Source organism: Rhodococcus sp. 05-2256-B1, assembly GCF_002258465.1.
Lineage (GTDB): Bacteria > Actinomycetota > Actinomycetes > Mycobacteriales > Mycobacteriaceae > Rhodococcoides > Rhodococcoides fascians.
Genome location: NZ_NOZA01000031.1, coordinates 232,198 through 258,793, shown reverse-complemented (window position 1 = coordinate 258,793; position 26,596 = coordinate 232,198). Strand labels below are relative to the sequence as shown.

The following is a 26,596-nucleotide window of genomic DNA, read 5'->3' as shown; positions in this document are numbered from 1 at the left end:
GGACCTCTAAACTGTTCGTGCTGCACAGCCCGCCGAATTTTTCCGACCACGTCTCGAACCGATATAGGGAGTTTTTCACGTGAGCCAGCCAGGCCGTCCTGTCGTTCTGATCGCCGACAAACTTGCGCCGTCCACCGTCGAGGCACTGGGCGACGGCGTCGAGGTTCGCTGGGTCGACGGTCCGGATCGCCCCGCGTTGCTCGCTGCAGTTCCCGAGGCCGACGCCATTCTCGTGCGGTCCGCGACCACGGTCGACGCCGAGGTGCTCGCTGCCGGGACCAACCTCAAGATCGTCGCCCGCGCCGGTGTCGGCCTGGACAACGTCGACGTGCCCGCAGCCACCGAGCGCGGCGTCCTCGTCGTCAACGCACCGACCTCCAACATCCACACGGCCGCCGAGCATGCGGTGACGTTGCTTCTCGCGGCCGCGCGCCAGATTCCGGCTGCCGACGCCACCCTGCGTCAGCACGAGTGGAAGCGCAGCAAGTTCAACGGTGTCGAGATCTTCGGCAAGACCGTCGGCGTCGTCGGACTCGGCCGTATCGGCCAGCTGTTCGCGCAGCGTCTGGCCGCGTTCGAGACCCACATCATCGCGTACGACCCCTACGTCTCGGCAGCGCGCGCGGCGCAGCTCGGTATCGAACTGGTGAGCCTGGACGAGCTGCTCGAGCGGGCCGACATGTTCTCGGTGCACCTGCCGAAGACGCCGGAGACCAAGGGCATCATCGGCAAGGAAGCCCTCGCCAAGACCAAGCCCGGGGTCATCGTCGTCAACGCCGCACGCGGTGGACTGGTCGACGAGCAGGCACTGGCCGACGCCATCACCTCCGGTCACGTGTTCGCCGCGGGCATCGACGTCTACGCCTCCGAGCCGTGCACCGACAGCCCGTTGTTCGAGCTGCCGCAGGTCGTCGTCACTCCCCACCTCGGGGCATCGACCACCGAAGCGCAGGACCGAGCGGGCACCGATGTGGCCAAGTCCGTATTGCTGGCTATCGCAGGCGAATTCGTGCCCGACGCGGTCAACGTCAAGGGTGGGGCCGTCGGCGAAGAGGTATCGCCGTGGCTCGAAATCGTACGTAAGCAGGGTGTGCTGCTCGGAGCCCTGTCCGACGAGCTGCCCACCTCGTTGTCGGTGGACGTTCGCGGCGAACTCGCGAGCGAGGACGTGCAGATCCTGAAACTGTCCGCGTTGCGCGGACTGTTCTCGGCCGTCATCGAGGATTCGGTCACGTTCGTCAACGCTCCGTCGCTCGCCGAGGAGCGCGGTGTCACAGCAGAAGTGACCACCGCTCCCGAGAGCGAGAACCACCGCAGTGTCGTCGACATTCGCGCCGTCTACGGTGACGGATCGGTCCTCAACGTTGCCGGCACTCTGACGGGCACCTCGCAGGTCGAGAAGATCGTCAACATCAACGGCCGCAACTTCGACCTCCGTGCCGAGGGCAAGAACCTCATCGTCAACTACGCGGATCAGCCCGGAAGCCTGGGTCGAATCGGCACTCTGCTCGGCGACGCCGGAATCGACATCCAGGCCGCAGCACTGAGCCAGGACTCCGAGGGCGACGGCGCAACGATTCTGCTGCGCGTCGACAAGGACGTTCCGGCAGAGCTCAGTGCGAGCATCGCCACCGCTGTGGGTGCCTCCACCATCGAGCTGGTCGACCTGTCCTGATCGCTCGCAGCCGATCGGACCGACACGAACAACGAGGAGTGAAATGAAGCTGGCCGTCATCGCCGGGGACGGAATCGGACCGGAGGTCGTCGCCGAAGCGCTTGCCGTTCTCGACGTGGTCGCACCCGGAGCCGAGAAGACCGAGTACGACCTCGGGGCGCGGCGCTACAACGCCACCGGAGAGTTGCTGCCGGATTCGGTGTTGGCAGAACTGCGTGAGCACGACGCAATTCTGTTGGGAGCCATCGGCGATCCGTCGGTGCCCAGTGGTGTGCTCGAGCGTGGGCTGTTGCTGCGGGCGCGATTCGAGCTCGATCACCACATCAATCTGCGGCCGGCCAAGTTGTACCCGGGCGTGGTCGGTCCGCTGGCCGGGGACAAGCAGATCGACGTCGTCGTCGTTCGGGAGGGTACCGAGGGTCCGTACACCGGAAACGGCGGTGCACTGCGTGTCGGTACACCGCACGAGGTGGCCACCGAGGTCAGCGTCAACACTCGTTACGGCGTGGAGCGCGTGGTGCGCAACGGTTTCGAGCGGGCGCTGACTCGCAAGAAGCACCTGACGCTGTTGCACAAGACCAACGTGCTCACGTTCGCCGGTAGCCTGTGGGCCCGCACGGTCGAGGCAGTCTCGGCGGACTTCCCGGACGTCGAGGTCGCGTATCAGCACATCGATGCCGCGATGATTCACCTCGTCACCGATCCCGGCCGGTTCGACGTGATCGTGACCGACAATCTGTTCGGCGACATCGTGACCGACCTCTCGGCTGCCGTCACCGGCGGAATCGGTTTGGCCGCAAGTGGAAACATCGACGCCACCGGTACCAACCCCAGCATGTTCGAGCCGGTGCACGGTAGTGCGCCCGACATCGCGGGACAGCAGAAGGCCGATCCGACCGCTGCCATCCTGTCGGTGTCCTTGCTACTCGATCATCTCGGCGACGCGGCGGGGGCCGCGCGAGTAGAAGCCGCTGTCGCAGCGGATCTCGCCGAGCGGGGAACCACGACCGCGTCGACGAAAGAGATCGGCGCTCGGATCGCCGCTCGCCTGTAACTCTCACGCCACGACATGCCACGGTGGGCCGACAGCCCACCGTGGCATGTCGTGTATCACGGGCAGGTCACCCCTTGGGCACGTCAGCCGGCGCGGTCTGCACCGGCGTCGGACGTCTCGTCCGTGGGCTCGGGTGCCGGATCGTCGGGCACGATCGGTACGGAGAGCGCGGGAAAGACCGCCGACACCAGGAACGCCACGGGGAAGCTGATGGCCGCGATCGCCCCGAACACCGGCGGCACAGCCGAGGCGAACACGTACTGACTCGTGTTCTGTACCCCGAGAGCGCGTCCGCTCCAATACGGTCCCGAGATTTCCGCGACAGCAGTGAACGCGAGGCCGTTCGGGGCAACGGTGGCGACGGACGCGACGACGAGCAGGACGATGGCGGCGGGGGAGTCGAACCAGTCGGCGATGCCGAGCCCGAGCATGCTGGCAGCGGCCGTCACGGCCACCCACCGCAAAGGCCGCATGCGGCTACCGACACGATCGGACAGCGCGCCCACGCTCATCCGACCCAGTGCGCCGAGAATCTGGGTCAGCGTGACGAGGACACCCGCGGCCGCGGCCGTCCACCCTCGGTCGGTCATCAGCCACACGAGCGCATACGTCCACACCACGTACTGCGGCACCACCAACAGGATGGACGTGGCGTGAATGCGCCACAGTTGGCTGCTGTTGCGGTACGGATTGTCGAGCAGACCCTGCGCCGCCGCATCGGTGCGGTTCGGACGGGGAGGGTCGACCACGGCCAGGCACAGCAGAGCGCTCGCAGCGCAGACGGCAGCGGGCACGAGCAGGGCCGCGCCGACGCCGTGGTCACGCGCGACAGGCGGGATGGTCAGTGCCGCGACGGCCACGCCGAGGGGAACCGACATCTGTCTGATGCCCATGGCCAGCCCACGACGGTGCGGCGGAAACCAGCCCACCACGACGCGTCCGCTCGCGCTGTTCGCGCTGGCCGCAGACATACCGCCGATCAACAGCAGGGCGGCGAGCGCCGGAATGGACGTGCTGACCACAGCAGCCAGGCTCGCGGCAGCGGTGAGCCCGAGCCCGATCACGAGAACGAGACGTTCGCCGATGCGGTCGACGAGCACGCCCCATGCGATGAGGGTCAGCATGATGCCCACGGTCGGCATCGCAACCACGAATCCTGCGGTCGCAAGTCCGAGTCCCCGGTCGTCGTGCAGGGCGGGAATGAGAAATGCAGCACCGTTGATGAAGACGGCACCGGCAGTCTGCGCGAGCATCCCGAGCACGAGCATGAACCACCGTCGCGTCTCGCCGATACTGGACAGCTGCTTCGTGGCGCTCATTCCGGCCTCTCGTCTCACTATGTGAACACACAATCTTGCTATCTGGATACAGATCGAAACATTACACCGGCGAAAGATCGACGGACCGGACGGCATCGGCGTGCGGAGAACGGCGGTCGATAGACTTTCGACATGCGTCTCGGTCGAATTGCAAGTCCTGATGGTGTGGCATTCGTGAGTATCGAAGGTGAGGGGGATGCCCGGACGGCGAAGGAAATTGCCGAACATCCTTTCGGCACACCGACGTTCACGGGTCGATCGTGGCCACTGGCCGACGTGCGACTACTCGCACCGATCCTCGCCAGCAAGGTGATCGCCATCGGTAAGAACTACGCCGCGCACGCCGCCGAGATGGGTGGTGAAGCACCGGAGACTCCCGTCATTTTCATCAAGCCGAACACCTCCATCGTCGGTCCGGGTGCGGCCATCGTGCTGCCTCCGTCGTCGAACGAGGTGCACTACGAAGGCGAACTCGCCATCGTGATCGGTCGTCCGTGCAAGGACGTGCCCGCCTCCAAGGCGTACGACGTGGTGCTCGGATACACCGTCGCCAACGACGTCTCGGCACGCGACCATCAGAAGCACGACGGGCAATGGACCCGGGCGAAGGGGCACGACACGTTCTGCCCCCTCGGGCCGTGGATCGAGACATCCCTCGATCCTTCCGACCTCGAAATCAAGACCGAGGTCGACGGCGTCGTCAAGCAGCAGAGTCGTACTTCGCTTCTACTGCACGATATTCCGAAGATCATCGAGTGGGTGTCCGCAGTGATGACCCTGCTGCCCGGAGACGTCATTCTGACCGGAACGCCCGAGGGTGTCGGCCCCATCACCGACGGAGACAGTGTGTCGATCACCGTCGAGGGAATCGGAACCTTGACCAACCCAGTCGCAGCGAAGAAGTAGGACAACGATGACCACAGCAGCAGATGTCCGCGTTCGGTTCTGCCCGTCGCCCACCGGCACACCGCACGTCGGTCTGGTCCGCACCGCCCTGTTCAACTGGGCGTTCGCGCGACATCACGGCGGCACCTTCGTCTTTCGGATCGAGGACACCGACGCCGCTCGCGATTCCGAGGAGTCCTACGCAGCGTTGCTCGACGCGCTGCGATGGCTCGGTCTGGATTGGGACGAGGGCCCCGAGGTGGGCGGTCCCTACGAGCCCTACCGCCAGTCCCAGCGACGCGACCAGCATGTGGCTGTCGTACAGCAACTGCTCGATGCCGGCGAAGCCTACGAGTCGTTCTCGACGCCCGAGGAAGTCGAAGCGAGGCACAAGGCCGCCGGGCGTGACCCCAAGCTCGGCTACGACAACTTCGACCGCGACCTGACGCCGGAGCAGCGGCAGGGATTCCTCGACGAGGGACGTGGGGCCGTCGTGCGGCTGCGCATGCCCGATCACGATCTGACGTGGAACGACCTCGTACGCGGCGAGACCACGTTCAAGGCGGGGACCGTACCGGACTTCGCCTTGACTCGCGGCAACGGAGTTCCGCTGTACACGTTGGTCAATCCGGTCGACGACGCACTGATGAAGATCACGCACGTGCTGCGCGGCGAGGACCTGTTGTCGTCGACGCCTCGACAGCTCGCACTGTACGAGGCCCTGATCCGAATCGGTGTGGCCGACCGCACCCCGGAGTTCGGACATCTGCCGTTCGTGATGGGCCAGGGCAACAAGAAGCTGTCCAAGCGTGACCCCGAATCGAACCTCTTCATCCACCGCGACCGAGGCTTCGTCCCGGAGGGGCTGCTGAACTACCTGGCGCTTCTCGGGTGGGGCATCTCCGACGATCACGACGTGTTCTCGCTCGACGAGATGGTGGCGGCGTTCGAGATCTCGTCGGTCAATTCCAACCCTGCGCGCTTCGACCAGAAGAAGGCCGACGCGATCAACGCCGAGCACATCAGGATGTTGGCTGCAGACGACTTCGCGGCACGGTTACGCGAGTTCCTCGTTGCTCGAGGGCATCTCGCCGAGCCGGTCGACGAGAAGATGTTCGCTGTCGCGGCGGATCTGGTGCAGACGCGCATCGTCGTGCTGTCGGATGCGTGGGGCCTGCTGAAGTTCCTCTTCGTCGACGACGCGGAGTTCGAGATCGATCCTGCGGCGGCGGCCAAGAATCTCGGCGCAGACGCGGCGCCGGTACTCGACGCCGCCATCGAAGCACTGACCGCAGTGACGGATTGGTCGACAGCCGAGCTGGAAGTCGCCCTCAAGGACGCGCTCATCGAGAAGATGGAACTCAAGCCCCGCAAGGCCTTCGCGCCGGTTCGGGTGGGAGTCACCGGCTCCCACATCAGCCCGCCGCTGTACGAGTCCATGGAACTTCTCGGCCGCGAGAGGACACTCGCTCGTCTGACCGCCGCACGTACCCTTATCGCGTGACGGCGGTGCGACGTCGGCCGTCGAGGTCGGTCGGAGACTCTCGCACATGAGCGTCGCCGACCGACTGGATCGACTGCAGCGCAGGCGTCCGGTTCTCGGATTTCCGATTGCGGTGGTCTACAAGTTCGTCGACGATCAGGGTGGTTACCTGGCCGCGCTGATCACGTACTACGCATTCGTCTCGCTCTTTCCTGCGCTGCTGCTCTTCTCCGTGATTCTGGGCATCGTGTTGATGGGCAACCCGGAGCTGCAACAACAGATCCTGAACTCTGCACTCGGTCAGATCCCGGCGATCGGGGAAGAACTGGGGCGTCCCGAACGGATAGGTGGCGGCACTGTCGGTCTGACGGTGGGTATCCTCGGGTCGCTCTACGGCGGACTCGGCGTGTCCGTTGCGTTGCAGAACGCGATGAACACCGCATGGGCCGTACCGAAGAATCTTCGGCCCGATCCCATTCGAGCCCGAGTGCGGGGATTGGGTTTGCTGAGCACCGTGGGTCTGGCGGTACTGGCGATCACCGCACTCAATGTGCTCAGTGCTGCAGGATATTTCGGCCCGGAATCCGGTCTCGTCGTGTTCGTGATCGGAACGCTGCTGTACGTCGGGGTGTTCGTCGTGGCGTTTCGGCTCGCCACAGTGCGAGCGGTGTCGATCGGACAGGTACTCCCGGGAGCCATAGCGGCCGGTCTGACGTGGCAGCTGCTGCAGACCTTCGGCGGTGTGTACGTGAAGTACGTCGCCGCGAGTGCGACGGTGACGAACGGTGTCTTTGCGGTCGTGCTCGGGCTGTTGGCCTTTCTGTACGTGACCTCGGTATCGATCGTGATCTGCATCGAGATCAACGTGGTTCGTGTCGACAGGCTGTTCCCGCGGGCCCTTCTGGCCCCGTTCACCGACGACGTCGACCTGACCGAAGGTGACAAACTCACCTACACCGGACAGGCAGAAGCACAGCGCAGTACCGCGTTCGAGGAAATAGACGTGACGTTCGAGGACCCACCGAGCGCTCAGTCGGACTCCGGCCCGAACTCCGGCTCGGCAGCCGGGGCACCGTAGAAGCGGTCGATCCTGGTCTCCATCGGGAAGAGCACCGCCGTGTCGCCGAACATCAGACGCGTAGCCGAGTCTGCCGCCGCCGCAACGGCCTCGGACACCCACGGTGCGTCTCCGAGTGGACAGTGCACCACTACTTCGTCGTGCTGAAAGAACACCAACTCACTTCTGCTCGCCCGCAATCGCCCGCGCAGATCTGCCAACAGGCACAGCGCCCATTCGGCTGCGGTCGCCTGCACCACGAAGTTGCGGGTGAATCGGCCACGCGCGTGGGCGTCACCGGTGGACCACCATTGCGGCGTAGGGGGAGGGCACGCTCGGCCCAGCCACGACCGGACCACCTCGCCCCGCTCACCGGCCCGCGCCGCCTCTTCCACGACCGCCACCGCGTCGGGGAATCTGGCGCGTAGGCGGGTCAGCAACGCACGAGCCTCACCCGACGTCGCGCCGTACAGCACTCCGAGAACAGCGACCTTGGCGTGCGCACGATCACCGTCGAACGACTCGGCCGCGACGGGGGCGTAGAGATCCGCTGTTCCCGCAGCGGCGACCATGCGTGGGTCACCCGACATCGCGGCGAGAATGCGGGGCTCGAGCTGGCCGGCGTCGGCGGCGACGAAGGTGTACCCCGAGTCGGCGATCACGCTGGCGCGCAGCGGTTTCGGGATCTGCAGACCCCCACCGCCCCGGCTCGCCCAGCGGCCGGAGACGACGGCCCCTGGCACGTAGACCGGCCGGAAACGATCTGCGCGAACCCACGCGTCCAGCCACGTCCACCCGTTGGTGCTGTGCAGTTTCGACAGATCTCGGTGGCGAAGCAACAGCGGCACCGCAGGATGGTCGATGTCTCGGATCACGTGTGCTCGAGTGGATGTGAGCTCGATACCGGCGCGGGCGAACGCGGCGACCACCTCCGCGGGTGAACCGGGGTTCACGCGGCGCCCGAACACCGACGAGATCTCGTTCTCGAGCTTCACCAACGCAGGAGGAGTCGATCCGTCGTCCGGCCTCGCACCGAGCGTCGCGTCGAGGTGCCGCCGATGCGCAGCGGCCGAGAACGGCAATCCGTCGAAGGTCATCTCCGCCGCGGCCAGACCTCCGGCCGACTCGGCGGCCGCCAACAGCTGCAGCGCCCGATCATCACCGATCTCCTCGCTCTGACGGCGGTAGTCGGCGAGCACTGCCACCGGATCGGCATGCGGGTCGGCGTCGAACAATCCGGGTCGAAGGTCTGCGGGTGTGGACGGTGTCGTGGTGCGCCCCGTTCGCATCGCCAGAATGGCACCGACGAGGGCGAGATCGTGGCAGCGCCGGACCCGCACCCCTCCGTCGAGCAGTCGCGGGTAGATGCGGCTCGTGTCCTCCCACACCCAACGGGGAGCGTGCTCTCGCTCGACAGCGGCCACGGAGCCCACCAGATCGTCGGTCACCTCCTCGGCAGCGGAACTGCCGCCGGACGGGGAGCCGTCCTCGTCGAGGCGGATCAGCACGGCCCGGTTGCCCTGGGGAACGAGCAGCACCTTCATCGGCGTCTGCGAAGTTCGAGAACGCTCACGACACAGAAGTCTGCTGCATGCTCTGCGGCCGACGATGCGCGGGTTCTGCGGTCACGCGATGGTGTCCGAGCGGGCCTCGAGGGCGGTCGAGGGCGGTTATCAGGGCTCTGAGCAGCCGATTTGGAGAATGGGTAGTGACCTTTGATAGTCTCTATCCCGGCTCGAAACGCAGTGCACATCGATCGGATGCGTACCTCGATTCAAGTCCATTGGGGTATGGTGTAATTGGCAACACAGCGGTTTCTGGTACCGCCATTCTAGGTTCGAGTCCTGGTACCCCAGCGAGCAGGTGAGCGGCGATTTTGCCGCCGATGCCGAGGCAGTTAAGCTACCTCAGCGTCACGTGTTCGATACAGCGTCAACAATGCAGGTGAAGTTCCTGGCCCCGTCGTCTAGCGGCCTAGGACGCCGCCCTTTCAAGGCGGTAGCGCGGGTTCGAATCCCGTCGGGGCTACGAAGACAGCACCCCCTCGATCTCCGGATCGAGGGGGTGCTGTCGTTTCGGTGTGACCGTCGTTGCTGTCGTGCGGTGGTGTCGCTTCGCGTCAGACGCTCTTGCGGCGGAACATCTTCTGGTGATCGGCCGGACCGTGGGCATTGTTCACCTTGGGGCCACCGTCCTTGTGGTCGACGGAATTGTGCGACTTGCTGTTCTTCTGTTCGAGAACCTCGCGGAACTTCTTCTTCAACTCTTCGCTGCCGGATTCTGACATGGGGCACTCCTTGCAGTCGGCGACCGGCCGGGTGGGCCGTTCGAGACGAACGTACTCCACTTCTTCGGCCTCTTCAGCCGGTTTTTGGTGAGTGCCGCGCGATCGGCCTCGGGTCGGCGGTCAGAGGCGCTTGTGCAGCGCGTCGGCGGCGGCGAGCAGGTCTGCTGCCCAGCGTGCGCCCGGCTTGCGTCCGATGCGGTCGATCGGGCCGGACACCGAGATCGCCGCCACGACAGTGTCGTTGCTGTCGCGAACGGGAGCCGAGACGCTCGCGACCCCCGGCTCACGTTCACCCGCGCTCTGCGCCCACCCTCGCCTGCGGATCTCCAGCAGCACCCGTTCGCCGAATTCGGCGTCCGGCAGCACTGTGCGTTGAGTCTGCGAATCTGCCCACGCCAGAAGAACTTTCGCACCGGAGCCGGCTGTCATGGGTAGCCGGGCCCCGACGAGCACGGTATCTCGGAGACCGGTCGGGGGCTCCATGGATGCGACACAGACGCGAACGGTCCCCTCGCGGCGGTAGATCTGCACGCTCTCTCCGGTGATTTCGCGAAGCCGAGGCAGTACCGATGCTGCGGCGTCGAGCAGCGCATCCGACGCGCTCGCCGCCAATTCCCCCAGCCCCGGACCGGTGCGCCACAATCCGTCGGAATCGCGCACGAGGAGGCGGTGGGTTTCGAGTCCGACCGCGAGCCGATGCGCAGTGGCGCGGGGGAGCGCTGTGCGGGCACACAGGTCGTTGAGAGTGCAGGGTGTCTCGGCCACTGCATGCAACACGGCCATGGCCTTGTCGAGGACACCGATACCGCTCGATTTGTCGACGGCGCCGCTCAGGCTATGCTGTCTCATAGAACGATATTAGCCTCCCGGATGCTGAGATTGCACAACCGCGAGAAGTCCAGCGTGCCGCGGGGGACGATGTCGAGACGATCACGCGAGGTGGACCAGCCCGTCCGCCGGCGCGACGACAGGGAAGACGAGGTCTGCGACAGCGATGTCCGAAACGACGAAATCCGATGCGTCCGTAGCACAAGCGCCGAAGACGCTGGCGGAGAAGGTGTGGGACCAACATGTGGTCGTCCCCGGTGGGGGAGAAGGCGGTGCACGTGAGCCGGATCTGATCTACATCGATCTGCACCTCGTACACGAGGTCACCAGCCCCCAGGCATTCGACGGTCTGCGTTTGGCCGGCCGCGAGCTTCGTCGCCCAGACCTGACGATCGCAACGGAGGACCACAACGTCCCGACGGCCGACATCTTCGCGCCGATTGCCGATCTCGTCTCACGCACCCAGGTCGATACTCTGCGCCGCAACTGCGAGGAATTCGGAGTTCGGTTGTACCCGATGGGAGATCTCGATCAGGGCATCGTCCACATCATCGGCCCGCAGCTCGGTCTGACCCAGCCGGGTATGACCATCGTGTGCGGAGACAGCCACACCTCGACGCACGGTGCATTCGGTTCGATCGCAATGGGAATCGGCACCAGCGAGGTCGAGCATGTGATGGCCACCCAGACTCTGTCTCTGCGACCGTTCAAGACCATGGCCATCACCGTCGACGGAGAACTGGCTCCCGGTGTGACGAGCAAGGATCTGATTCTCGCGGTGATCGCCAAGATCGGCACCGGCGGCGGTCAGGGATACGTGCTCGAATATCGCGGTGAGGCCATCCGCAAGTTGTCGATGGAAGCCCGAATGACCATCTGCAACATGTCGATCGAGGCCGGGGCGCGCGCGGGCATGATCGCACCCGACGAGATCACGTACGAATACCTGAAGGGACGGCCGCATGCGCCCCAGGGGGCGGAGTGGGATGCGGCGGTGGCCGCCTGGAACGAACTGGCAACCGACCCGGATGCGGTGTTCGACAACGAGGTACACATCGATGCGAGCACTCTGACGCCGTTCGTCACCTGGGGAACGAACCCGGGTCAAGGTGCTCCGTTGGGAGATGCCGTGCCCGATCCCGAGGCAATGCTCGACGAGGGCGAGCGCGTATCGGCCCAGAAGGCCTTGCAGTACATGGGTCTCGAAGCCGGTACACCGATCCGCGAGATCTCCGTCGACACCGTGTTCGTCGGCTCCTGCACGAACGGCCGCATCGAGGATCTGCGTGCGGTGGCGTCCGTCCTCGAGGGCCGCCGCGTCGCAGACGGCGTGCGAATGCTGGTGGTACCCGGGTCGATGCGGGTGCGCGCGCAGGCCGAAGAGGAAGGACTCGGTGAGATCTTCACCGCAGCAGGGGCCGAGTGGCGGCAGGCCGGCTGCTCGATGTGTCTGGGAATGAACCCCGATCAGCTCACCTCGGGAGAGCGTTCGGCGTCCACGTCCAACCGCAATTTCGAGGGGCGTCAGGGCAAGGGTGGTCGCACTCACCTCGTGTCGCCTCTGGTTGCGGCGGCCACTGCAGTTCGCGGAACCCTGTCCTCTCCGGCGGATCTCGCGTAGCAGCGAGCCCTCCGACCGGATCGATCGAACTCACAGGAGAAATTTCGATGGAAGCTTTCACTCGACACAAAGGCATCGGCGTTCCGCTCCGGCGGTCCAATGTCGACACCGACCAGATCATTCCGGCGGTCTATCTCAAGCGCGTGACTCGCACCGGATTCGAGGACGGATTGTTCGCCGGTTGGCGGTCCGATCCGAACTTCATCTTGAACCTCGCGCCCTACGACCGCGGATCGGTTCTCGTGGCCGGGCCGGACTTCGGCACGGGATCGTCACGCGAGCACGCTGTCTGGGCGCTGTCGGACTTCGGTTTCAGGGTCGTCATCGCATCCAGATTCGCCGATATCTTCCGCGGAAACATGGGCAAGGCCGGGTTGGTGGCGGCCGAGGTGGAGCAATCGGACGTCGAATTGCTGTGGAAAGCCTTAGAAGAACAGCCCGGTCTGGAGCTCGTCGTGGACCTCGTCGACAAGACGGTCACGGCTGGAACCTTGGTGGTGCGCTTCGCGATTGACGACTACACGCGGTGGCGTCTGCTGGAGGGTCTGGACGACATCGGACTGACATTACGCCAGGTAGAGGCCATTACGGAGTACGAAAAGTCAAGGCCTTCATACAAACCCCTCACCCTTCCGGCAAGGATCGAGGAGCCTTCGAAAAGCTGACGGACGGGGGGTCCGACACGCTTTGCGGCCGTGAAGCATTCCGCGACACCGAAATGAAAATTGGCGTGGCGCATAGACTCTTGACGACTTGGGGTTTACCGTTGTAGTAGTCGGTCCGACGATGGGCCACAATATAGCGGAGGAAATCCATGAACAAGGCAGAGCTGATTGACGCCCTGACCGAGAAGTTGGGGTCTGACAGGCGGAGCGCCACAGAGGCTGTCGAGAACATCGTCGACACCATCGTGCGCGCGGTCCACCGCGGCGAAAGTGTCACGATCACGGGCTTCGGCGTGTTCGAGCAGCGTCGTCGCGCGGCGCGTGTCGCCCGTAACCCCCGCACCGGCGAGACCGTTCGCGTCAAGCCGACCAACGTACCGGCATTCCGTCCGGGCGCGCAGTTCAAGGCCGTCATCGCCGGTGGACAGAAGTTGCCCGCAACCGGACCTGCCGTCAAGCGCGGTTCGGCAGCAGCTCCGGCCAAGAAGACTGCGGCAGCGAAGAAGACCGCCGCCAAGAAGGCAGCGGTGAAGACGACCGCCCGCAAGGCCACCACCGCGGCAGCCAAGAAGGCAGCTCCGGCCAAGACTGCCGCCAAGAAGGCAGCTCCCGCAAAGACCGCCGCCAAGAAGGCAGCTCCCGCAAAGACAACCGCACGCAAGACCACGACGGCTGCTGCCAAGAAGGCTCCGGCCAAGACGACCGCACGCAAGGCCGCAACCACTACGGCCCCTGCCAAGAAGGCTCCGGCCAAGACAGCGGCCAAGAAGACCGTCGCCAAGAAGGCCCCCGCCAAGAAGGCTCCGGCCAAGAAGGCACCCGCGAAGCGCGCTGCAAAGAAGTAACGCTCGACCGGCACCGGTCATCCAGGACCGGGTCGTTCTCGCACTCCACAGAAGGCCCCGACCGAAATTTCGGTCGGGGCCTTCTGCCGTGTTCGTGATCCGCGGATGCAACTCAGTCGTCGGCGACCAGGTTCGGTAGCGGGCTGGCGATGTGGTCGGCCGCAACGAGCCGACCGTCGTGGCGTGAGAGCACCCACACGCTCCCTTTTCGATTCCTGTTGGCAGGCAACGTGATGCCGTCCTTGTCGGCCCACCATCGCATGAGATCGGGGATCACCTTGCCTTGGCTGCAGATCACCGGTGTACCCATCGTCTCGGCGATGTCGCGAGCCCGGTGGCGGCCCTTTCGGGGGTCCTCGGCGTACCCCTCCTCGGACAGCAGGTGCTCCGGTTCGACCTGCACGCCCAGCGATTCGGCAAACGGCGCGACCGTCTGTTCGCACCGGACGCGGTCGGCTGCATACACCGAGTCACCGCCGAACGCGCCCAATAGTGAGACGAGTGCCTCGGCCTGACGTCTACCGGTCTTGTCGAGGGGGCGATCGGCGTCGTTGCCCTTGTATCGCGACCGCGAGCCGGCACTGCCGTGCCGGACCAGCAGCACGGTGGACGTAGCTGCCGGCTTGGCGACGAATCGTCGAAGAATCTTGTGGTCCATGGGATACGAGAGTTCGCCGCCGATCTTGTCGGGTGCGATCCAACGGAGTTCGTCCACTTCGTCGTTCGGGACGAATTCTCCGCCGGTTGCCTCGGCAGCCCAGTAGAGCACCTTCTTCATGCGACGGTGGCCAGGAATCGGGTAGGTGACGTACGACAGCGACCGTCCGAGAGTCGAGTCGAAACCCGTCTCCTCCTTGACTTCTCGGACAGCCGCGTCGACCGCTGTCTCCCCGGGATCGAGCTTCCCCTTGGGAAAAGACCAGTCGTCGTACTTCGGCCTGTGTACCAGAGCTACTTCCACCACCGAGTCGTTCTCCGGCGATCGTCGCCACAGAATCGATCCGGCCGCGAAGATGTTGGCGCGGGGGGAGCCATCGGAAGTGCCCATCAGGACGCCTGATTCCTCCGGCTGCGCATCAATTCCACCTGGTGTTCTCGGACACTTTCGCCTTGCGCAGGCGACGCGACCCAGCCACCGTCCGGCCCCAGTTCCCAGCAGCGGGTGGTGGGGTCGAGGGCCGAGTCGAAGATGTCACCGAGTTGCTTGGTCAGCTTCGGATCCTTGACCTGGGCCATCACTTCCACTCGCCGGTCGAGGTTTCGGTGCATCATGTCGGCGCTGCCGATCCAGAATTCGTCGGCACCCTGGAAATGCAGAACCCGTGAGTGTTCGAGGAACCTACCGAGAATGGACCGAACTTCGATGTTCTCCGACAGGCCCGGTACGCCCGGCTTGAGCGCGCAGATCCCGCGTACGACCACCTTGACGGGGACCCCGGCGACCGATGCGCGGTAGAGAGCGTCGATCACCTGCTCGTCGACAAGAGCGTTGGCCTTGAGGCGAATTCCGGCTGCGCGGCCCGCCTTGAGGTGCTCGACTTCTGCTTCGATGCGCTCGACGATGCCGCGTCGCACGCCGTACGGGGCCACGAGGAGATTGCGGTACTTGGACTTTCGCGAGTATCCGGTGAGCGAGTTGAACAGGTCGGTGAGGTCCGCACCGATTTCGGGCGACGACGTGAGCAATCCGACGTCCTCGTAGATACGCGCCGTCTTCGGGTTGTAGTTGCCCGTGCCGATATGGCAGTACCGGCGGATGACCGATCCTTCTCGGCGGACGACGAGGCAGGTCTTGCAGTGAGTCTTCAACCCGACGAGGCCGTAGACCACGTGCACCCCGGCTTTTTCGAGCTTGCGTGCCCACTCGATGTTCGCCTGCTCGTCGAATCGTGCCTTGATCTCGACGAGGGCGACCACCTGCTTGCCGGCCCCGGCCGCGTCGACGAGTGCGTTGACGATCGGCGAGTCACCCGAGGTGCGGTACAGAGTTTGCTTGATCGCGAGGACCTGCGGATCGGCCGCAGCTTGTTCGATGAAGCGCTGCACGCTGGTGGAGAACGAGTCGTACGGGTGATGCACCAGAACGTCGCCGTCGCGCAGCGTCGAGAACACGCTCTTCGGGGTTTCGCGCTCACCGAACGCGGGATGTGTTGCCGGGACGAAGGGAGCGTCCTTGAGATTGGGGCGGTCGACGCTGTAGACCTGCCACAGGCACGACAGATCGAGCAGACCGGGAACCTGAATGACGTCGCCCGGATCGACGTCGAGTTCGCGTAGCAACAGTTCGAGCATGTGCTCGGTCATGTCGTCGGCGATCTCGAGGCGGACGGGAGAACCGAAACGCCTACGCGCCAGCTCTCGTTCGAGTGCCTGCAGGAGATCCTCGTCGCGGTCCTCTTCGACCTCGAAATCGGCGTTGCGAGTAATGCGGAACGCGTGGCTCTCGACCACCTCCATGCCGGGGAACAACACGTCGAGGTGCGCCGAGATCAATTCCTCCATCGACAGGAAGGCGTCGATGCGATGGCTCCCCTCACCGCGCTTGACGCGCACGAATCGGTCGACGTTGTCGGGTACCTTCACGCGGGCGAAGTGCTCGCCGGTCGTGGAGTAATCCTTCACCGTCACAGCGAGATTCAGGCTCAGGCCGCTGATGTACGGGAAGGGGTGCGCCGGGTCCACTGCCAGCGGGGTGAGAACCGGGAAGACCTGTTCGGTGAAATAGTCGGACAGACGCGCACGCTCGTCGCTGTCGAGATCGGACCACCGGATGATTGCGATGCCCTCGGCCGTGAGCTCGGGCAGGATCGAATCGAGCAGTACTCGGGCGTGTTTGAGAGCGAGCTCCTGAGTGCGCTGCCCGATGACCGCGAGCTGCTCACGCGGGGTCATGCCATCGGCCGATCGAACCGACAGTCCGGTCTCGTCGCGGCGTTTGAGCCCTGCGACACGAACCATGTAGAACTCGTCCAGATTGGACGCGTAGATGGCCAGGAACTTGGCACGCTCGAGTAGCGGCAGGGACGAGTCCTCTGCGAGCGCGAGAACGCGGGAGTTGAAATCCAGCCAGCTCAATTCCCGGTTCAGGTACCGATTTTCGGGAAGCACCATGGCAGCATCCACCGATTCCGGAGTGGCGGCAGGAAGGGCGGAGGGAATGCTCGGCATCGTTGCGGTCACCGGGGCACTCCACACCGGCTCCGCACCGTTGCTGTCCGCACCGTTGCTCTCCGCGGTCTCGATCGCCGGATCTTCGGTCGCTGGCTGCGCGTCGTCTGTGCTCACAGCACGATCATCCCCCATACCCGCCGTCGGTGAAACTCCGATGACCGAACTTGTTCGCACGTTCACCGAATCACGCGGTGGTTGCGGATTCCTCGTCGCTCCAACCGAGTGAGCGGAGTACGGCTGTCGTCTCCGGCCCGACCCCGAGTCGATGAGCCCGACGTACGTCGTCGACGGTGTCGACGTCGAGTCGAAGTCCCGGCCACGTGCCGTCCAGTGGTCGCGCTCCCGACAAGGTGTGGCGGCGTGCGGAATCCGATCCGAACAGCGGCGCGAGCTCGTCGGCAGAATTCTTCAGGATCAGCGCTGCGGTTCCGGTGCCGTGATGGTCGACCACGACCGACCTGCCGCCGGAGATTGCCGTCGCATACGCCTGCGCGAGTTCGGCGGGACGCAGCGCAGGCAGATCCGCTTGCAGCGCAACGATGTCGACCCGATCGGCCGGGGCCGCGCCGGGGTTCCCGTGGCGATCGCGTGGTGCGTGATCGACTCGCAGTGCGGCCGCAGCAGCGGAGAATGCGGCATTGAGACGGGCTTCGGGATCTCGTGCGCCGGAAGCCGACGGTTCGTCCAGCACCCGGGCACCGATTTGTCGCGCGGTGTCGGCGACGACCGGATCGGGTGTGACGACGGTGACCGAATCGACCACCGACACCGAACCGGCCGCGGTGACCGTGTCGACGAACATGGCGAGCACCAATCGGGTCCGGTCGGCCCCGGAGAACTCGGACGCCAGACGGGACTTCGCCGCTGTCAGGTCCTTGACCGCGATGACGACTCCGACCGCGCGGCGCAGCGCATCGGACGGCCGACTCTCGCGGTCGTCGTCGCTGCTTCGAATTGCGCCCATGGTGTTCGATCCTGCCAGCGTCACCGATGTCTGCCGACTCCGACCGCCCGGGCAGGTCTGCGCGTTAGGGTGATGCGCGCGTAGGCAGGGCATCGGCGAGCAGGTGAGAGGTTGGCGGCATGAGCAGAGCAGCGGTACTGGGGTCCGGGTCGTGGGGTACCGCATTCGCCAAAGTGTTGGCCGATGCCGGAACCGATGTCACCATGTGGGCGCGCCGAGAGGAACTCGCTGCCTCGATCAGCGAACGGCACGAGAACGCGGACTACCTCCCCGGAATCGAACTGCCGTCGTCGATCCGCGCCACGAGCGATCCGGCGACCGCCCTCGACGGCGCGGACATCGTGGTGCTCGCGGTGCCGTCGCAGAGTCTGCGCGCGAATCTGGGGGAGTGGACGGATGCGATCGCACCGCACGCGACACTGCTGTCTCTGGCCAAGGGCATAGAGACCGGAACGCTCATGCGCATGAGTCAGGTGATTTCACAGGTGACCGGGGCCGATCCCAGCCGGGTGGCCTGCCTGTCCGGGCCGAATCTGGCGCGCCCGATCGCCGAGGGGCAGCCGGCCGCGACGGTCATCGCGTGTTCCGACTCGCAACGAGCCCTTGAGATTCAAAAAGCTTGCGCCACAGGATATTTCAGGCCGTACACCAACTCCGACGTCATCGGTGCCGAGATCGGTGGCGCGTGCAAGAACGTCATCGCCCTCGCCTGTGGAATGGCCAGCGGAGTCGGCTACGGCGAGAACACCCTCGCGTCGATCATGACCCGAGGCCTGGCCGAGATCATCCGGCTCGGAGTCGCGCTCGGGGCCACACCGTCGACGCTGTCCGGGCTCGCCGGTGTAGGAGATCTGGTCGCCACCTGCTCGTCGCCGCTCTCGCGCAACCGTACGTTCGGTGAGCGGCTCGGTTCGGGCGGCTCCCTCGAGAGCGCGCAGGAAGCAGCGCACGGGCAGGTGGCCGAGGGCGTGAAGTCCTGTACGTCGGTGCGCGCGCTCGCCGAGAGCTACGACGTCGAGATGCCGTTGACCGATGCCGTGCACCGTGTGTGTCACGGGGGAATGTCGGTTCCGGACGCGGTGGGCCACCTGCTGGGGCGTCGAATCAAGCCCGAGTGAGGTCACGTTCGCGACGTGTGCACGAACAGGGCGAATCCGCGTTCGCGGGGAGACGGCGGTACGGTTTGTCACCGTGAGTACTCCCCGAATCAAAGTTGCCGTCGTCTTCGGTGGCCGCAGCAGTGAGCACGCGGTGTCCTGTGTCTCGGCGGGTAGCGTGCTCGCGAATCTGGACCCCGATACCTACGAGGTTGTCCCGGTGGGGATCACCCCCGACGGTGCCTGGGTGCTCGGCTCCAGTGATCCGGATGCGCTGACGATTCGGGATCGAGTACTGCCGACGGTGGACAAGTCCGGTGCCGCACTCGCGCTGAGCACCGATCCGGGACGCGCAGGCGCGCTGATCGCTCTCGGTGAGGGCGACGCCGGACAGGTCCTGGCTGCGGTCGACGTCGTGTTTCCGGTGCTGCACGGGCCGTACGGCGAGGACGGCACCCTGCAGGGAATGCTCGAACTCGCCGGTGTCCCGTACGTGGGTCCCGGAGTGTTGGCCAGTGCCGCAGGCATGGACAAGGAGTTCACCAAGAAGCTTCTGGGAGCCGACGGACTACCGATCGGCAGGCAGGTCGTGCTGCGACGCGGCACCGATGACCTGACCGAAGCCGAACGCGACCACATCGGTCTCCCTGCCTTCGTCAAGCCCGCGCGAGGCGGATCGTCGATCGGAATCTCGCGCATCACCTCGTGGGATCACCTGCAGTCGGCGATCGGCGTTGCCCGCGAGCACGACCCCAAGGTGATCGTCGAAGGAATGATCCACGGCCGCGAGGTCGAATGCGGCGTACTCGAATTCCCCGACGGCAGCGTGCGCGCCAGCGCGATCGCCGAGATCCGGCTCCCCGACGCGGACAGCGACGATCACGCCTTCTACGACTTCGACACCAAGTACCTCGACGATGTCAGCGAATTCGACATTCCTGCCGCACTCGACGACGACATCAGCGATCGTATTCGCGAACTCGCAGTCTCGGCCTTCCGCGCACTGGACTGCCAAGGATTAGCGCGGGTCGACTTCTTCGTCACCGAGCAAGGCGCGGTGATCAACGAGATCAACACGATGCCCGGATTCACGTCGATCTCGATGTACCCCAAGATGTGGGCCGAGAGCGGAATCGACTACTCGACCCTGATCAGCACCCTGATCGACACCGCTCTCGCACGCGGTACCGGCCTGCGCTGACCCGGCGCTACTGCAACGGTGCCGGGTCGAGGGGCTGCTGGGGTAGTGCTGCCGACACTGCTGACGAGGCATCCTGCAGAGGTGTCGGGCCGGAGTCGCCGGGAATGGTGAGAGCGATGTACGTGCCCCGATCGACGACGAACCACGTGCTGGCGTCGATGCCGTCGTTCTCGCCGGACACCTCGAACCACTGGACGCCGTCGATCACCTGAAGTGGTGCAGCCACATCGAATCCGATAGGGCGAGGCAGCCCGCAGCGAAGCACGACCGGCTCGGCGTTCTCCTCGGCCGATACCCAGGCTCGGACTCCGACAGGTGCCGGGTCGGCCAGGTCGGCGCGGCTGTAGTCGCCCAGCTCGTCGGGCAGCGCATCGAGGAGGGTCGAGCACTGTGCGCTCGCGGCGTCGGGTGCGTCGACCGGCCCCAGCGCTACCGGATCGTGGGCGGGGGAGCTGTTCACCGCTATCGCGGCCACGAGAACTCCCACCACCAACGCGACCGGCAGGGCGATCGCGGTGGCTATGACCGCAGGGTGGCGCTGCTCGCGGGTCTCGTCGGCCGCTGCTGCATTCTCGGACCGGGTGCCGGCGTCGTCGCCGTTGTCTTTGTCGTGGTTGTGGTCGTGGTCCTGGTCGGCAGAATTCATGCGCTACCGAACCGTCGAGGTCGACTGCGGGGCGACGGGACAGGTGAGGGTGCGCGTGATGGCATCGACCTTCTGAATTCGGGAGACGATGTCCGCGATCTCGGTGTCGGATGCGCCGTCGGCCCTGACGATGACGTCGTAGGGTCCGACCACAGCTTCTGCGGATACGACGCCGTCGACCGACTCGATCTGCCGCGCAACGGTCGTGGCACGGCCGACTTCGGTCTGAACGAGAACGAAGGCTTGCACCATCGGTGGTCCCTTTCCTTGCTGGGACGATCGACTGTAAGTTGAGTCGACTGTACGTTGAGTCGGTTGCGTACTCACAGCACGAAACCGGCTGCGCCGGACCGGGCCCGGGCACCGCTAAAGGTACCGCAGGCGCGGTGCCGGTTTCGCGGGAGACCGACGTCCGAATTGCGCTCTGAGGGAGGAACATCATCGACGACACCGGCCCTTCGGGGACCACCGCCGCCGAACCGACGGTGGCCCAGATCGGCGAGTTCGACGTCATCGCCCGGGCCGTCGCCGATCGAGTGCAACCGACGTCGACCATCGTCGGCCCCGGCGACGACGCTGCCGTCGTCAGTGCATCCGACGGCAGGGTGGCCGCCACGACAGATATGTTGGTGCACGGCAGGCACTTTCGGCTCGATTGGTCGACTCCAGTGGAGATCGGCCGGAAGGCGATCGCGCAGAACGGGGCAGACATCGCCGCGATGGGTGGGCAGTGCTCGGCATTCCTGGTTGCTCTCGGCTGCCCGGCGGACACACCGGTGAGCGTGACGGACGGTCTGAACGAGGGCATGTGGCGCGAGGCGTCGGCTGCGGGTTCGGCGATCGTCGGCGGTGATGTGGTGCAATCGGATCAGCTGGTGATCTCGATCACTGCGCTCGGTGACCTACAGGGCAGGGCTCCCGTACTGCGATCGGGTGCGCAGGTCGGTGATGTGATCGCGTTCGCGGGGCGGCTCGGGTGGTCCGCGGCCGGACTCGCTCTGTTGCTCGCAGGCGGCGATCGCTCCGGGCACGACGCGGTTCTCGATGCACACCGCGTGCCCGCCCCGCCGTACCGTGCCGGAATCGAGGCCGCCGAGGCAGGCGCGACATCACTCACCGATGTGTCCGACGGGTTGTCGGCCGACCTGGGGCATATCGCCGACGCATCCGGCGTATCGATGGTTCTGGAACCGGAGCGTCTTCCGATCGCCGACGAAGTCCGTTCGGCTGCAGAGCTGTTGGGGGCAGATCCCCTCGAGTGGGTACTCACCGGCGGCGAGGATCATGCTCTCGTCGGCACGTTCCCCGGCCTCGCTACCGTTCCGACGGGGTGGATCGTGATCGGCCGCGTCGAGCCGGCGTCGAATGCAACCGACGGTGGCGTCACTGTCGCCGGGCACCACCGCGTGGGCAGATCCGGTTGGTCGAGCTTCGACCGAGAGTGAGCTCCGACCGGGTCCATGGAGTCGGCTAAGTTGCAAGGATGGCTATCTACGCGCTCGGCGACCGCGAACCCGATATTCACCCGGACGCCTATGTCCATCCCGATGCAGTCGTCATCGGAGCGGTGACCTTGGCGGCGGGATCGTCGGTGTGGCCGACGGCCGTGCTCCGAGCCGATTACGGCACGATCTCCGTCGGTGCGGGCACCAACATCCAGGACGGGACCGTCATCCACTGCACCCCCATCGACGCGACCGTGATCGGTGCCGGATGCGTTCTCGGTCACAACGCGCATGTCGAGGGTGCGACCATCGGCGACAACTGCCTCATTGCATCGGGTTCCGTGGTGCTCAACGGCTCGAGGATCGGGGCCGGTTCCATCGTGGGTGCGGGTGCGGTGGTGCCGTTCAAGTTCGTCGTTCCCGAACGCAGCATGGCGCTCGGTGTTCCCGCGAAAATCCGTGAGGGCTTCGAGGTTCCGGAGGGGCACGTGGACATCAACGTGCAGATGTACTCCGCGAACGCCGCGTACTACCGCGACGCGCTGCGCCGGATCGACCGGTGACGGCCCGCCCGCTCGCCGAGAGCGTAGATCCGGGTTGGGCCCGTGCCTTGGCTCCGGTCGAGACGAATGTTGCTGCGATGGGCGACTTTCTGCGAGCCGAGCTCGCCGCCGGAAAGCACTACCTCCCTGCCGGTGAGAACGTTCTGCGTGCTTTTCGGTACCCGTTCGACCGGGTTCGGGTGCTGATCGTGGGCCAGGACCCGTACCCGACCCCGGGTCATGCAGTGGGGCTGAGCTTTTCGGTCGCCCCCGACGTGCGTCCCGTTCCACGCAGTCTGGCCAACATCTTCAAGGAATATTCGGACGATCTCGGTCTGCCGACGCCCAGCAACGGTGATCTCACGCCGTGGGCGGAGCAGGGTGTGATGCTGCTCAACCGAGTGCTCACGGTCGAGCCGTCCGCAGCGGCGTCGCATCGCAAGAAGGGCTGGGAGGCGGTGACGGAGCAGGCAATTCGTGCTCTTGTTGCCAGAGCCGAGGATCCCCGGGCTCCTGGCCTGGTGGCGATTCTCTGGGGCCGTGACGCGGCGACGCTGAAACCCATGCTGGGATCGGTGCCGTACATCGAGTCGGCCCATCCGTCACCGCTGTCCGCATCACGGGGATTCTTCGGATCCAAGCCCTTCAGTCGCGCCAACGAATTGTTGGTCGAGGGCGGAGACGAACCGATCGACTGGACGTTGCTGTGACCGGCTCAGGAAAAATCGGGGCGACGCTTCTCGACGAATGCGTCGACGCCTTCCACTCCTGCAGGTGAGACTGCGGCCGCCGAGATCGAGGCGGCCTCGGCATCCAATTGCTCTGCCAGAGTTGCGGTGTCGTACGCCGCGAGCAGCTTCTTGATTCCCTGATACGCCGAGGTGGGGCCGACGGCGAGGGTTCGGGCCAGTCGTTCGGCCTCGCTGTCGACGAAGTCGTCGCCCACGAGGCGGCTGAGGATTCCGAGACGCACCGCATCCTCACCGTTGAGAATCGAATCGTTCAACAGGATGTCCATTGCGTGGCCGGATCCGACGATGCGGGGCAGGGTCCAGGACATGCCACCGTCCGGCGTGAACCCGATGGCGGGGTAGGCCGGTCGAAGCTTGGTCGACGGTCCGCCGATGGCGATATCGGTGAGACACACCAGGCTCATGCCGGCGCCGGCCGCCCAGCCGTGTACACCAGCGACGATGGGAACCGTCACTGCTGCCAGTTCGCGAACGAAGGCGTGGAACGCATCGGCAACCGAGCCGACGAAGGCACCGCGATCGTCGGCACCGGCGAAGTCCCGTACGTTGCCGCCGGCGCAGAAGTTCGGCCCGCGGCCGATGAGCAGGACGCTTCCTACAGATGTGGCACCGGTGTTCACCTCGTGCAGTGCCTGCGTTCCCGAGGTGATGCCGTCCAGGTCGAGAGAGGAACCGCCCGCTTCGGTGGCGACGACGATGTGCAGCACTCCGTCTTTGATGCTGACCTTGCTCGAGCTTTCGCTGTCCGAATGAGTCACGTTCGGCACTCTATCGGACGTCCAACTGTTTGCCCGAATGCGCAGGATCATCGACAGACAACTGTGCCCCGCATCCGAGTGGATGCGGGGCACAGTTCTCGCACGCGGTCGAGGCCGTGGAGGAAATCGAAGAGCGGGGCCGAAATCAGCCCCGAACCACCTTGCCTGCCTTCAAGCAGGAGGTGCACACGTTCATGCGCTTGGAGTTGCCAGGCGCAACCTGAGCGTGAACGGTCTGAATGTTCGGGTTCCAACGACGGTTGGTCCGTCGGTGCGAGTGCGAGACCGACTTACCGAAGCCGGGCCCCTTGGCGCATACGTCGCAGACGGCAGCCATAGTCGCGAACTCCTTGTTAGATGTTGAGCGTTACATGTGGTCGAAGACATCGAAACGAACTACGAGCAGATGCAAGGATTGCAATGCGTGAAGATCGCCTCGAGGCAACCCTGCAAGAATAGCGGCGTCCCACCCAATCACCAAACCGCCACCGCAGACGAGGTGTACCGGCTCACGCGCGCCGCGCTGACGATTCTGCCCGACTAAGCTTCGGGCACTGTCCGCGGCCGACATCGTCGGGCCCGGGCGCAGGTACGGACGGAACGCAGGGGAGGCGCTCGAGGTGGTCGACGTACTCGAATCCATCGATGCCTCGGGCCTGCGCCGGTGGGCCTATCGCTGTGTGGATTCCCTCACTGCTCGGTGCGACGAGATCGACGCACTGAACGTCTTCCCGATTCCGGACTCCGATACCGGCACCAACCTGATGTTCACGTTCCGCGCTGCGGTCGAGTCCATGCGCAGTGCCGGGCCGGCCGCGGGCGCGGGTGCGATCGGACGGGCTCTGGCGGTGGGAGCCGTATCGGGCGCGCGAGGAAATTCCGGGGTCATCGTCTCGCAACTCCTGCGCGCCGTGGGTGAGGCCGCAGCCGACGGTCCGCTGGACACCGTGTCGATCCAGGCCATGTTGCGGCGTGCACGAGTTCTGGTGGCGGGCGCGGTCAGTGTCCCCGCCGAGGGCACCATGCTCACGGTGCTCGAGGCTGCTGCCCACGAGGCCGCTGCCCACGACGCGAACGTCGATCTGGCCACGCTGGTGGTCGATATCGCCGAGGCCACCGCTCGCGCTCTCGATCGCACGACGGACCAACTCGCACCGTTGCGAGAGGCGGGCGTCGTGGATGCGGGGGCGCTGGGGTTGTCGGTGATCTTCGACGCGTTGGTCGAGGTCGTGACCGGCCGCACCCCGCCGAGGCGACGCTATCGCCGTCCTCAGGACCACGAACGGGTGATCGAAGTCGGTGTTTCGAACGCACCCGGAGCCTCCGACGGGGCAGCGACTCGCTCGCAGTCCCGGCCGCTCGGCTACGAGGTTCTCTACGTCGTCCCCGGTATCGACGACACCCGCGCGGCAGCGCTGCGTGCAGCGCTGTCGGACCTCGGCGATTCGGTCGTGGTTGCCGGAGACGGCTCCGGGGCGTACTCCGCTCATGTGCACACCACCGACCCGGGCGGTGCCGTCGAGTGCGGGATCGCGGCGGGAAGTATTCGAGGAGTGCGCATCTCGTGTTTCGGACTGGCCGAGTACGCCGTCGACGCGAACGTCGGTGAGCACGAGCCCGAGGCTATGTCGGTGGGTCGCGATATTTTGGCCCTGGTCGCCGGTGACGGTGCCGCGGCTCTCTACGTACAGGAAGGTGCGACGGTGGTGCGATGCGACGAGCCCATCGATTCGTCGGTGTTGCATCGCGCCATCGTGGGCATGAAGCACCGCGAGGTTCTGGTGCTGCCGAACGGGGCGCTGTCCGCTCAGGAGCTCGTTGCCGTCGGTGCTGCGGCCAGGGCCGACGGTAAGGACGTGTCGATGTTGCCGTGCTCGGCGATGGTGCAGGGGTTGGCTGCGCTCGCAGTGCACGACGCGGCCAGAGCAGCCGTCGACGACGCGTTCGCGATGTCCGATGCTGCAGCGGGGACGAGGTGGGGTTCGTTGCGCATCGCCGAGCAACGCTCGCTGACCTGGGTCGGCATGTGCGAGCCGGGTGACTGTCTCGGTCTGGCCGGGCAGGAAGTGGTGATCGTTGCCGAGCATCCGCTCGATGCCGGATGCAGACTGCTGGACCAGCTGTTGGCCACCGGCGGTGAGATGGTGACGGTGTTGCTCGGGGCGCTGGCTCCCGCGGATCTCGGAGGTCGGCTCGCCGACTATGTGGCGGGTGCGCATCCCGGCGTCGACGTGGTGGTCTACCCGGGCGGGCAGCCCGGGGATCTCGTGCAATTCGGAGTGGAATAGGGAATCTCGGAAC

At 65.4% G+C, this 26,596-nt stretch carries 25 protein-coding genes and 2 tRNA genes; 16 read left to right on the top strand and 11 right to left on the bottom strand.

All coding sequences use genetic code 11. From position 1 onward, the window contains the following. The first annotated feature begins 79 nt into the window (after nt 1–79). Both serA and CH285_RS21215 read left to right on the top strand, forming a co-directional pair. Nucleotides 80–1,675 (top strand): phosphoglycerate dehydrogenase, encoded by a 1,596-nt coding sequence (gene serA, locus CH285_RS21220; RefSeq protein WP_094643040.1) that lies wholly within the window; start codon nt 80–82, stop codon nt 1,673–1,675. A gap of 43 nt (nt 1,676–1,718) precedes the next feature. Further along, entirely contained in the window at nt 1,719–2,729 is a 1,011-nt protein-coding gene (locus CH285_RS21215) for a 3-isopropylmalate dehydrogenase (protein WP_032387210.1), read from the top strand. Nucleotides 2,730–2,812: 83 nt separating this feature from the next. Here the strand turns inward: CH285_RS21215 and CH285_RS21210 are convergent, their stop codons facing one another. Beyond that, nucleotides 2,813–4,048 carry an MFS transporter gene (locus CH285_RS21210; protein WP_032390201.1) on the bottom strand — a complete coding sequence of 412 codons (1,236 nt, stop codon included), beginning with the start codon at nt 4,046–4,048 and terminating at the stop codon, nt 2,813–2,815. 132 nt (nt 4,049–4,180) lie between these two features. Here CH285_RS21210 and CH285_RS21205 point away from each other — a divergent pair, with 132 nt between their 5' ends. The 3 genes from CH285_RS21205 to CH285_RS21195 are packed head-to-tail and all read left to right on the top strand — an operon-like array spanning nt 4,181 to nt 7,494. Further along, the gene (locus CH285_RS21205) at nt 4,181–4,954 is read left to right on the top strand and encodes a fumarylacetoacetate hydrolase family protein (RefSeq protein WP_027496648.1); all 774 of its coding nucleotides are present in this window, start codon (nt 4,181–4,183) and stop codon (nt 4,952–4,954) included. 7 nt (nt 4,955–4,961) lie between these two features. Next, entirely contained in the window at nt 4,962–6,437 is a 1,476-nt protein-coding gene (gene gltX, locus CH285_RS21200) for a glutamate--tRNA ligase (RefSeq protein ID WP_032390085.1), read from the top strand. A 46-nt stretch (nt 6,438–6,483) separates the two neighbouring features. Next, a complete protein-coding gene (locus CH285_RS21195; RefSeq protein WP_032366375.1) occupies nt 6,484–7,494 on the top strand; it encodes a YihY/virulence factor BrkB family protein in 1,011 nt (336 codons plus the stop codon). Here CH285_RS21195 and CH285_RS21190 read toward each other — a convergent pair. Beyond that, nucleotides 7,446–9,017 carry a bifunctional 3'-5' exonuclease/DNA polymerase gene (locus tag CH285_RS21190; protein ID WP_094643039.1) on the bottom strand — a complete coding sequence of 524 codons (1,572 nt, stop codon included), beginning with the start codon at nt 9,015–9,017 and terminating at the stop codon, nt 7,446–7,448. The genes CH285_RS21195 and CH285_RS21190 overlap by 49 nt on opposite strands. 240 nt (nt 9,018–9,257) lie before the next feature. On the opposite strand from CH285_RS21190, the gene CH285_RS21185 reads away from it, so the two are divergent. Both CH285_RS21185 and CH285_RS21180 read left to right on the top strand, forming a co-directional pair. Continuing rightward, nucleotides 9,258–9,329, top strand: a tRNA-Gln gene (locus tag CH285_RS21185). Between the two features lie 99 nt (nt 9,330–9,428). After that, nucleotides 9,429–9,501 (top strand) — tRNA-Glu (locus CH285_RS21180). Between the two features lie 91 nt (nt 9,502–9,592). Here the strand turns inward: CH285_RS21180 and CH285_RS28055 are convergent. After that, nucleotides 9,593–9,760, bottom strand: coding sequence for a DUF5302 domain-containing protein (locus CH285_RS28055; RefSeq protein WP_158514274.1), 168 nt, complete (start codon nt 9,758–9,760; stop codon nt 9,593–9,595). A gap of 120 nt (nt 9,761–9,880) precedes the next feature. Continuing rightward, nucleotides 9,881–10,609 carry an IclR family transcriptional regulator gene (locus CH285_RS21170; RefSeq protein ID WP_032366378.1) on the bottom strand — a complete coding sequence of 243 codons (729 nt, stop codon included), beginning with the start codon at nt 10,607–10,609 and terminating at the stop codon, nt 9,881–9,883. Nucleotides 10,610–10,754: 145 nt separating this feature from the next. Between CH285_RS21170 and leuC the strand changes: the two genes are divergently transcribed. The 3 genes from leuC (at nt 10,755) to CH285_RS21155 (ending at nt 13,719) form a co-directional block, all read left to right on the top strand. Next, the gene (leuC, locus tag CH285_RS21165) at nt 10,755–12,209 is read left to right on the top strand and encodes a 3-isopropylmalate dehydratase large subunit (RefSeq protein WP_032366379.1); all 1,455 of its coding nucleotides are present in this window, start codon (nt 10,755–10,757) and stop codon (nt 12,207–12,209) included. Nucleotides 12,210–12,256: 47 nt separating this feature from the next. Then, nucleotides 12,257–12,874, top strand: coding sequence for a 3-isopropylmalate dehydratase small subunit (gene leuD, locus CH285_RS21160; protein WP_032366380.1), 618 nt, complete (start codon nt 12,257–12,259; stop codon nt 12,872–12,874). A gap of 149 nt (nt 12,875–13,023) precedes the next feature. After that, nucleotides 13,024–13,719 (top strand): HU family DNA-binding protein, encoded by a 696-nt coding sequence (locus CH285_RS21155; RefSeq protein WP_027496655.1) that lies wholly within the window; start codon nt 13,024–13,026, stop codon nt 13,717–13,719. 112 nt (nt 13,720–13,831) lie between these two features. On the opposite strand, the gene CH285_RS21150 is transcribed toward CH285_RS21155, so the two are convergent. The 3 genes from CH285_RS21150 to cofC form a co-directional block, all read right to left on the bottom strand. Next, nucleotides 13,832–14,767 (bottom strand): NUDIX hydrolase, encoded by a 936-nt coding sequence (locus CH285_RS21150; RefSeq protein ID WP_032390087.1) that lies wholly within the window; start codon nt 14,765–14,767, stop codon nt 13,832–13,834. Then, nucleotides 14,767–16,887 (bottom strand): RNA degradosome polyphosphate kinase, encoded by a 2,121-nt coding sequence (locus CH285_RS21145; RefSeq protein ID WP_228139401.1) that lies wholly within the window; start codon nt 16,885–16,887, stop codon nt 14,767–14,769. Before CH285_RS21145 ends, CH285_RS21150 begins: the two co-directional genes overlap by 1 nt. A gap of 187 nt (nt 16,888–17,074) precedes the next feature. Next, on the bottom strand, nt 17,075–17,854 hold the full coding sequence (cofC, locus tag CH285_RS21140) for a 2-phospho-L-lactate guanylyltransferase (RefSeq protein ID WP_082079224.1): 780 nt from the start codon (nt 17,852–17,854) through the stop codon (nt 17,075–17,077). A gap of 119 nt (nt 17,855–17,973) precedes the next feature. Here cofC and CH285_RS21135 point away from each other — a divergent pair, with 119 nt between their 5' ends. Both CH285_RS21135 and CH285_RS21130 read left to right on the top strand, forming a co-directional pair. After that, nucleotides 17,974–18,972 carry an NAD(P)H-dependent glycerol-3-phosphate dehydrogenase gene (locus CH285_RS21135; RefSeq protein WP_027496659.1) on the top strand — a complete coding sequence of 333 codons (999 nt, stop codon included), beginning with the start codon at nt 17,974–17,976 and terminating at the stop codon, nt 18,970–18,972. Between the two features lie 73 nt (nt 18,973–19,045). After that, on the top strand, nt 19,046–20,152 hold the full coding sequence (locus CH285_RS21130) for a D-alanine--D-alanine ligase family protein (protein WP_027496660.1): 1,107 nt from the start codon (nt 19,046–19,048) through the stop codon (nt 20,150–20,152). 7 nt (nt 20,153–20,159) lie between these two features. Here the strand turns inward: CH285_RS21130 and CH285_RS21125 are convergent, their stop codons facing one another. After that, nucleotides 20,160–20,798 carry a DUF3515 domain-containing protein gene (locus CH285_RS21125; RefSeq protein WP_094643038.1) on the bottom strand — a complete coding sequence of 213 codons (639 nt, stop codon included), beginning with the start codon at nt 20,796–20,798 and terminating at the stop codon, nt 20,160–20,162. A 3-nt stretch (nt 20,799–20,801) separates the two neighbouring features. Next, the gene (locus CH285_RS21120; protein WP_032366384.1) at nt 20,802–21,050 is read right to left on the bottom strand and encodes an Lrp/AsnC ligand binding domain-containing protein; all 249 of its coding nucleotides are present in this window, start codon (nt 21,048–21,050) and stop codon (nt 20,802–20,804) included. A gap of 233 nt (nt 21,051–21,283) precedes the next feature. Between CH285_RS21120 and CH285_RS21115 the strand changes: the two genes are divergently transcribed. The 3 genes from CH285_RS21115 to CH285_RS21105 are packed head-to-tail and all read left to right on the top strand — an operon-like array spanning nt 21,284 to nt 23,495. Next, the gene (locus tag CH285_RS21115; protein ID WP_371831403.1) at nt 21,284–22,243 is read left to right on the top strand and encodes a thiamine-phosphate kinase; all 960 of its coding nucleotides are present in this window, start codon (nt 21,284–21,286) and stop codon (nt 22,241–22,243) included. A gap of 38 nt (nt 22,244–22,281) precedes the next feature. Beyond that, nucleotides 22,282–22,806 carry a gamma carbonic anhydrase family protein gene (locus tag CH285_RS21110; RefSeq protein WP_032366386.1) on the top strand — a complete coding sequence of 175 codons (525 nt, stop codon included), beginning with the start codon at nt 22,282–22,284 and terminating at the stop codon, nt 22,804–22,806. Beyond that, a complete protein-coding gene (locus CH285_RS21105) occupies nt 22,803–23,495 on the top strand; it encodes a uracil-DNA glycosylase (RefSeq protein ID WP_027496664.1) in 693 nt (230 codons plus the stop codon). The genes CH285_RS21110 and CH285_RS21105 overlap by 4 nt, the downstream gene beginning before the upstream one ends. Nucleotides 23,496–23,500: 5 nt before the next feature. Here CH285_RS21105 and CH285_RS21100 read toward each other — a convergent pair whose 3' ends face one another. Together CH285_RS21100 and rpmB are read right to left on the bottom strand one after the other, a co-directional pair. Beyond that, the gene (locus tag CH285_RS21100) at nt 23,501–24,295 is read right to left on the bottom strand and encodes an enoyl-CoA hydratase/isomerase family protein (RefSeq protein ID WP_255032474.1); all 795 of its coding nucleotides are present in this window, start codon (nt 24,293–24,295) and stop codon (nt 23,501–23,503) included. Between the two features lie 145 nt (nt 24,296–24,440). Further along, on the bottom strand, nt 24,441–24,632 hold the full coding sequence (gene rpmB / locus CH285_RS21095; protein WP_008717389.1) for a 50S ribosomal protein L28: 192 nt from the start codon (nt 24,630–24,632) through the stop codon (nt 24,441–24,443). Nucleotides 24,633–24,915: 283 nt separating this feature from the next. On the opposite strand from rpmB, the gene CH285_RS21090 reads away from it, so the two are divergent. Continuing rightward, nucleotides 24,916–26,583 (top strand): DAK2 domain-containing protein, encoded by a 1,668-nt coding sequence (locus tag CH285_RS21090; RefSeq protein ID WP_094643035.1) that lies wholly within the window; start codon nt 24,916–24,918, stop codon nt 26,581–26,583. The last annotated feature ends 13 nt before the right edge of the window (nt 26,584–26,596 follow it).

Coding starts and splice junctions, on each gene's coding strand:
- CH285_RS21215 (WP_032387210.1), top strand. CDS start 1,719: ATGAAGCTGGCCGTCATCGCCGGGGACGGAATCGGACCGGAGGTCGTC.
- CH285_RS21210 (WP_032390201.1), bottom strand. CDS start 4,048: ATGAGCGCCACGAAGCAGCTGTCCAGTATCGGCGAGACGCGACGGTGG.
- CH285_RS21205 (WP_027496648.1), top strand. CDS start 4,181: ATGCGTCTCGGTCGAATTGCAAGTCCTGATGGTGTGGCATTCGTGAGT.
- gltX (WP_032390085.1), top strand. CDS start 4,962: ATGACCACAGCAGCAGATGTCCGCGTTCGGTTCTGCCCGTCGCCCACC.
- CH285_RS21195 (WP_032366375.1), top strand. CDS start 6,484: ATGAGCGTCGCCGACCGACTGGATCGACTGCAGCGCAGGCGTCCGGTT.
- CH285_RS21190 (WP_094643039.1), bottom strand. CDS start 9,017: ATGAAGGTGCTGCTCGTTCCCCAGGGCAACCGGGCCGTGCTGATCCGC.
- CH285_RS28055 (WP_158514274.1), bottom strand. CDS start 9,760: ATGTCAGAATCCGGCAGCGAAGAGTTGAAGAAGAAGTTCCGCGAGGTT.
- CH285_RS21170 (WP_032366378.1), bottom strand. CDS start 10,609: ATGAGACAGCATAGCCTGAGCGGCGCCGTCGACAAATCGAGCGGTATC.
- leuC (WP_032366379.1), top strand. CDS start 10,755: ATGTCCGAAACGACGAAATCCGATGCGTCCGTAGCACAAGCGCCGAAG.
- leuD (WP_032366380.1), top strand. CDS start 12,257: ATGGAAGCTTTCACTCGACACAAAGGCATCGGCGTTCCGCTCCGGCGG.
- CH285_RS21155 (WP_027496655.1), top strand. CDS start 13,024: ATGAACAAGGCAGAGCTGATTGACGCCCTGACCGAGAAGTTGGGGTCT.
- CH285_RS21150 (WP_032390087.1), bottom strand. CDS start 14,767: ATGGGCACTTCCGATGGCTCCCCCCGCGCCAACATCTTCGCGGCCGGA.
- CH285_RS21145 (WP_228139401.1), bottom strand. CDS start 16,887: ATGCCGAGCATTCCCTCCGCCCTTCCTGCCGCCACTCCGGAATCGGTG.
- cofC (WP_082079224.1), bottom strand. CDS start 17,854: ATGGGCGCAATTCGAAGCAGCGACGACGACCGCGAGAGTCGGCCGTCC.
- CH285_RS21135 (WP_027496659.1), top strand. CDS start 17,974: ATGAGCAGAGCAGCGGTACTGGGGTCCGGGTCGTGGGGTACCGCATTC.
- CH285_RS21125 (WP_094643038.1), bottom strand. CDS start 20,798: ATGAATTCTGCCGACCAGGACCACGACCACAACCACGACAAAGACAAC.
- CH285_RS21120 (WP_032366384.1), bottom strand. CDS start 21,050: ATGGTGCAAGCCTTCGTTCTCGTTCAGACCGAAGTCGGCCGTGCCACG.
- CH285_RS21110 (WP_032366386.1), top strand. CDS start 22,282: ATGGCTATCTACGCGCTCGGCGACCGCGAACCCGATATTCACCCGGAC.
- rpmB (WP_008717389.1), bottom strand. CDS start 24,632: ATGGCTGCCGTCTGCGACGTATGCGCCAAGGGGCCCGGCTTCGGTAAG.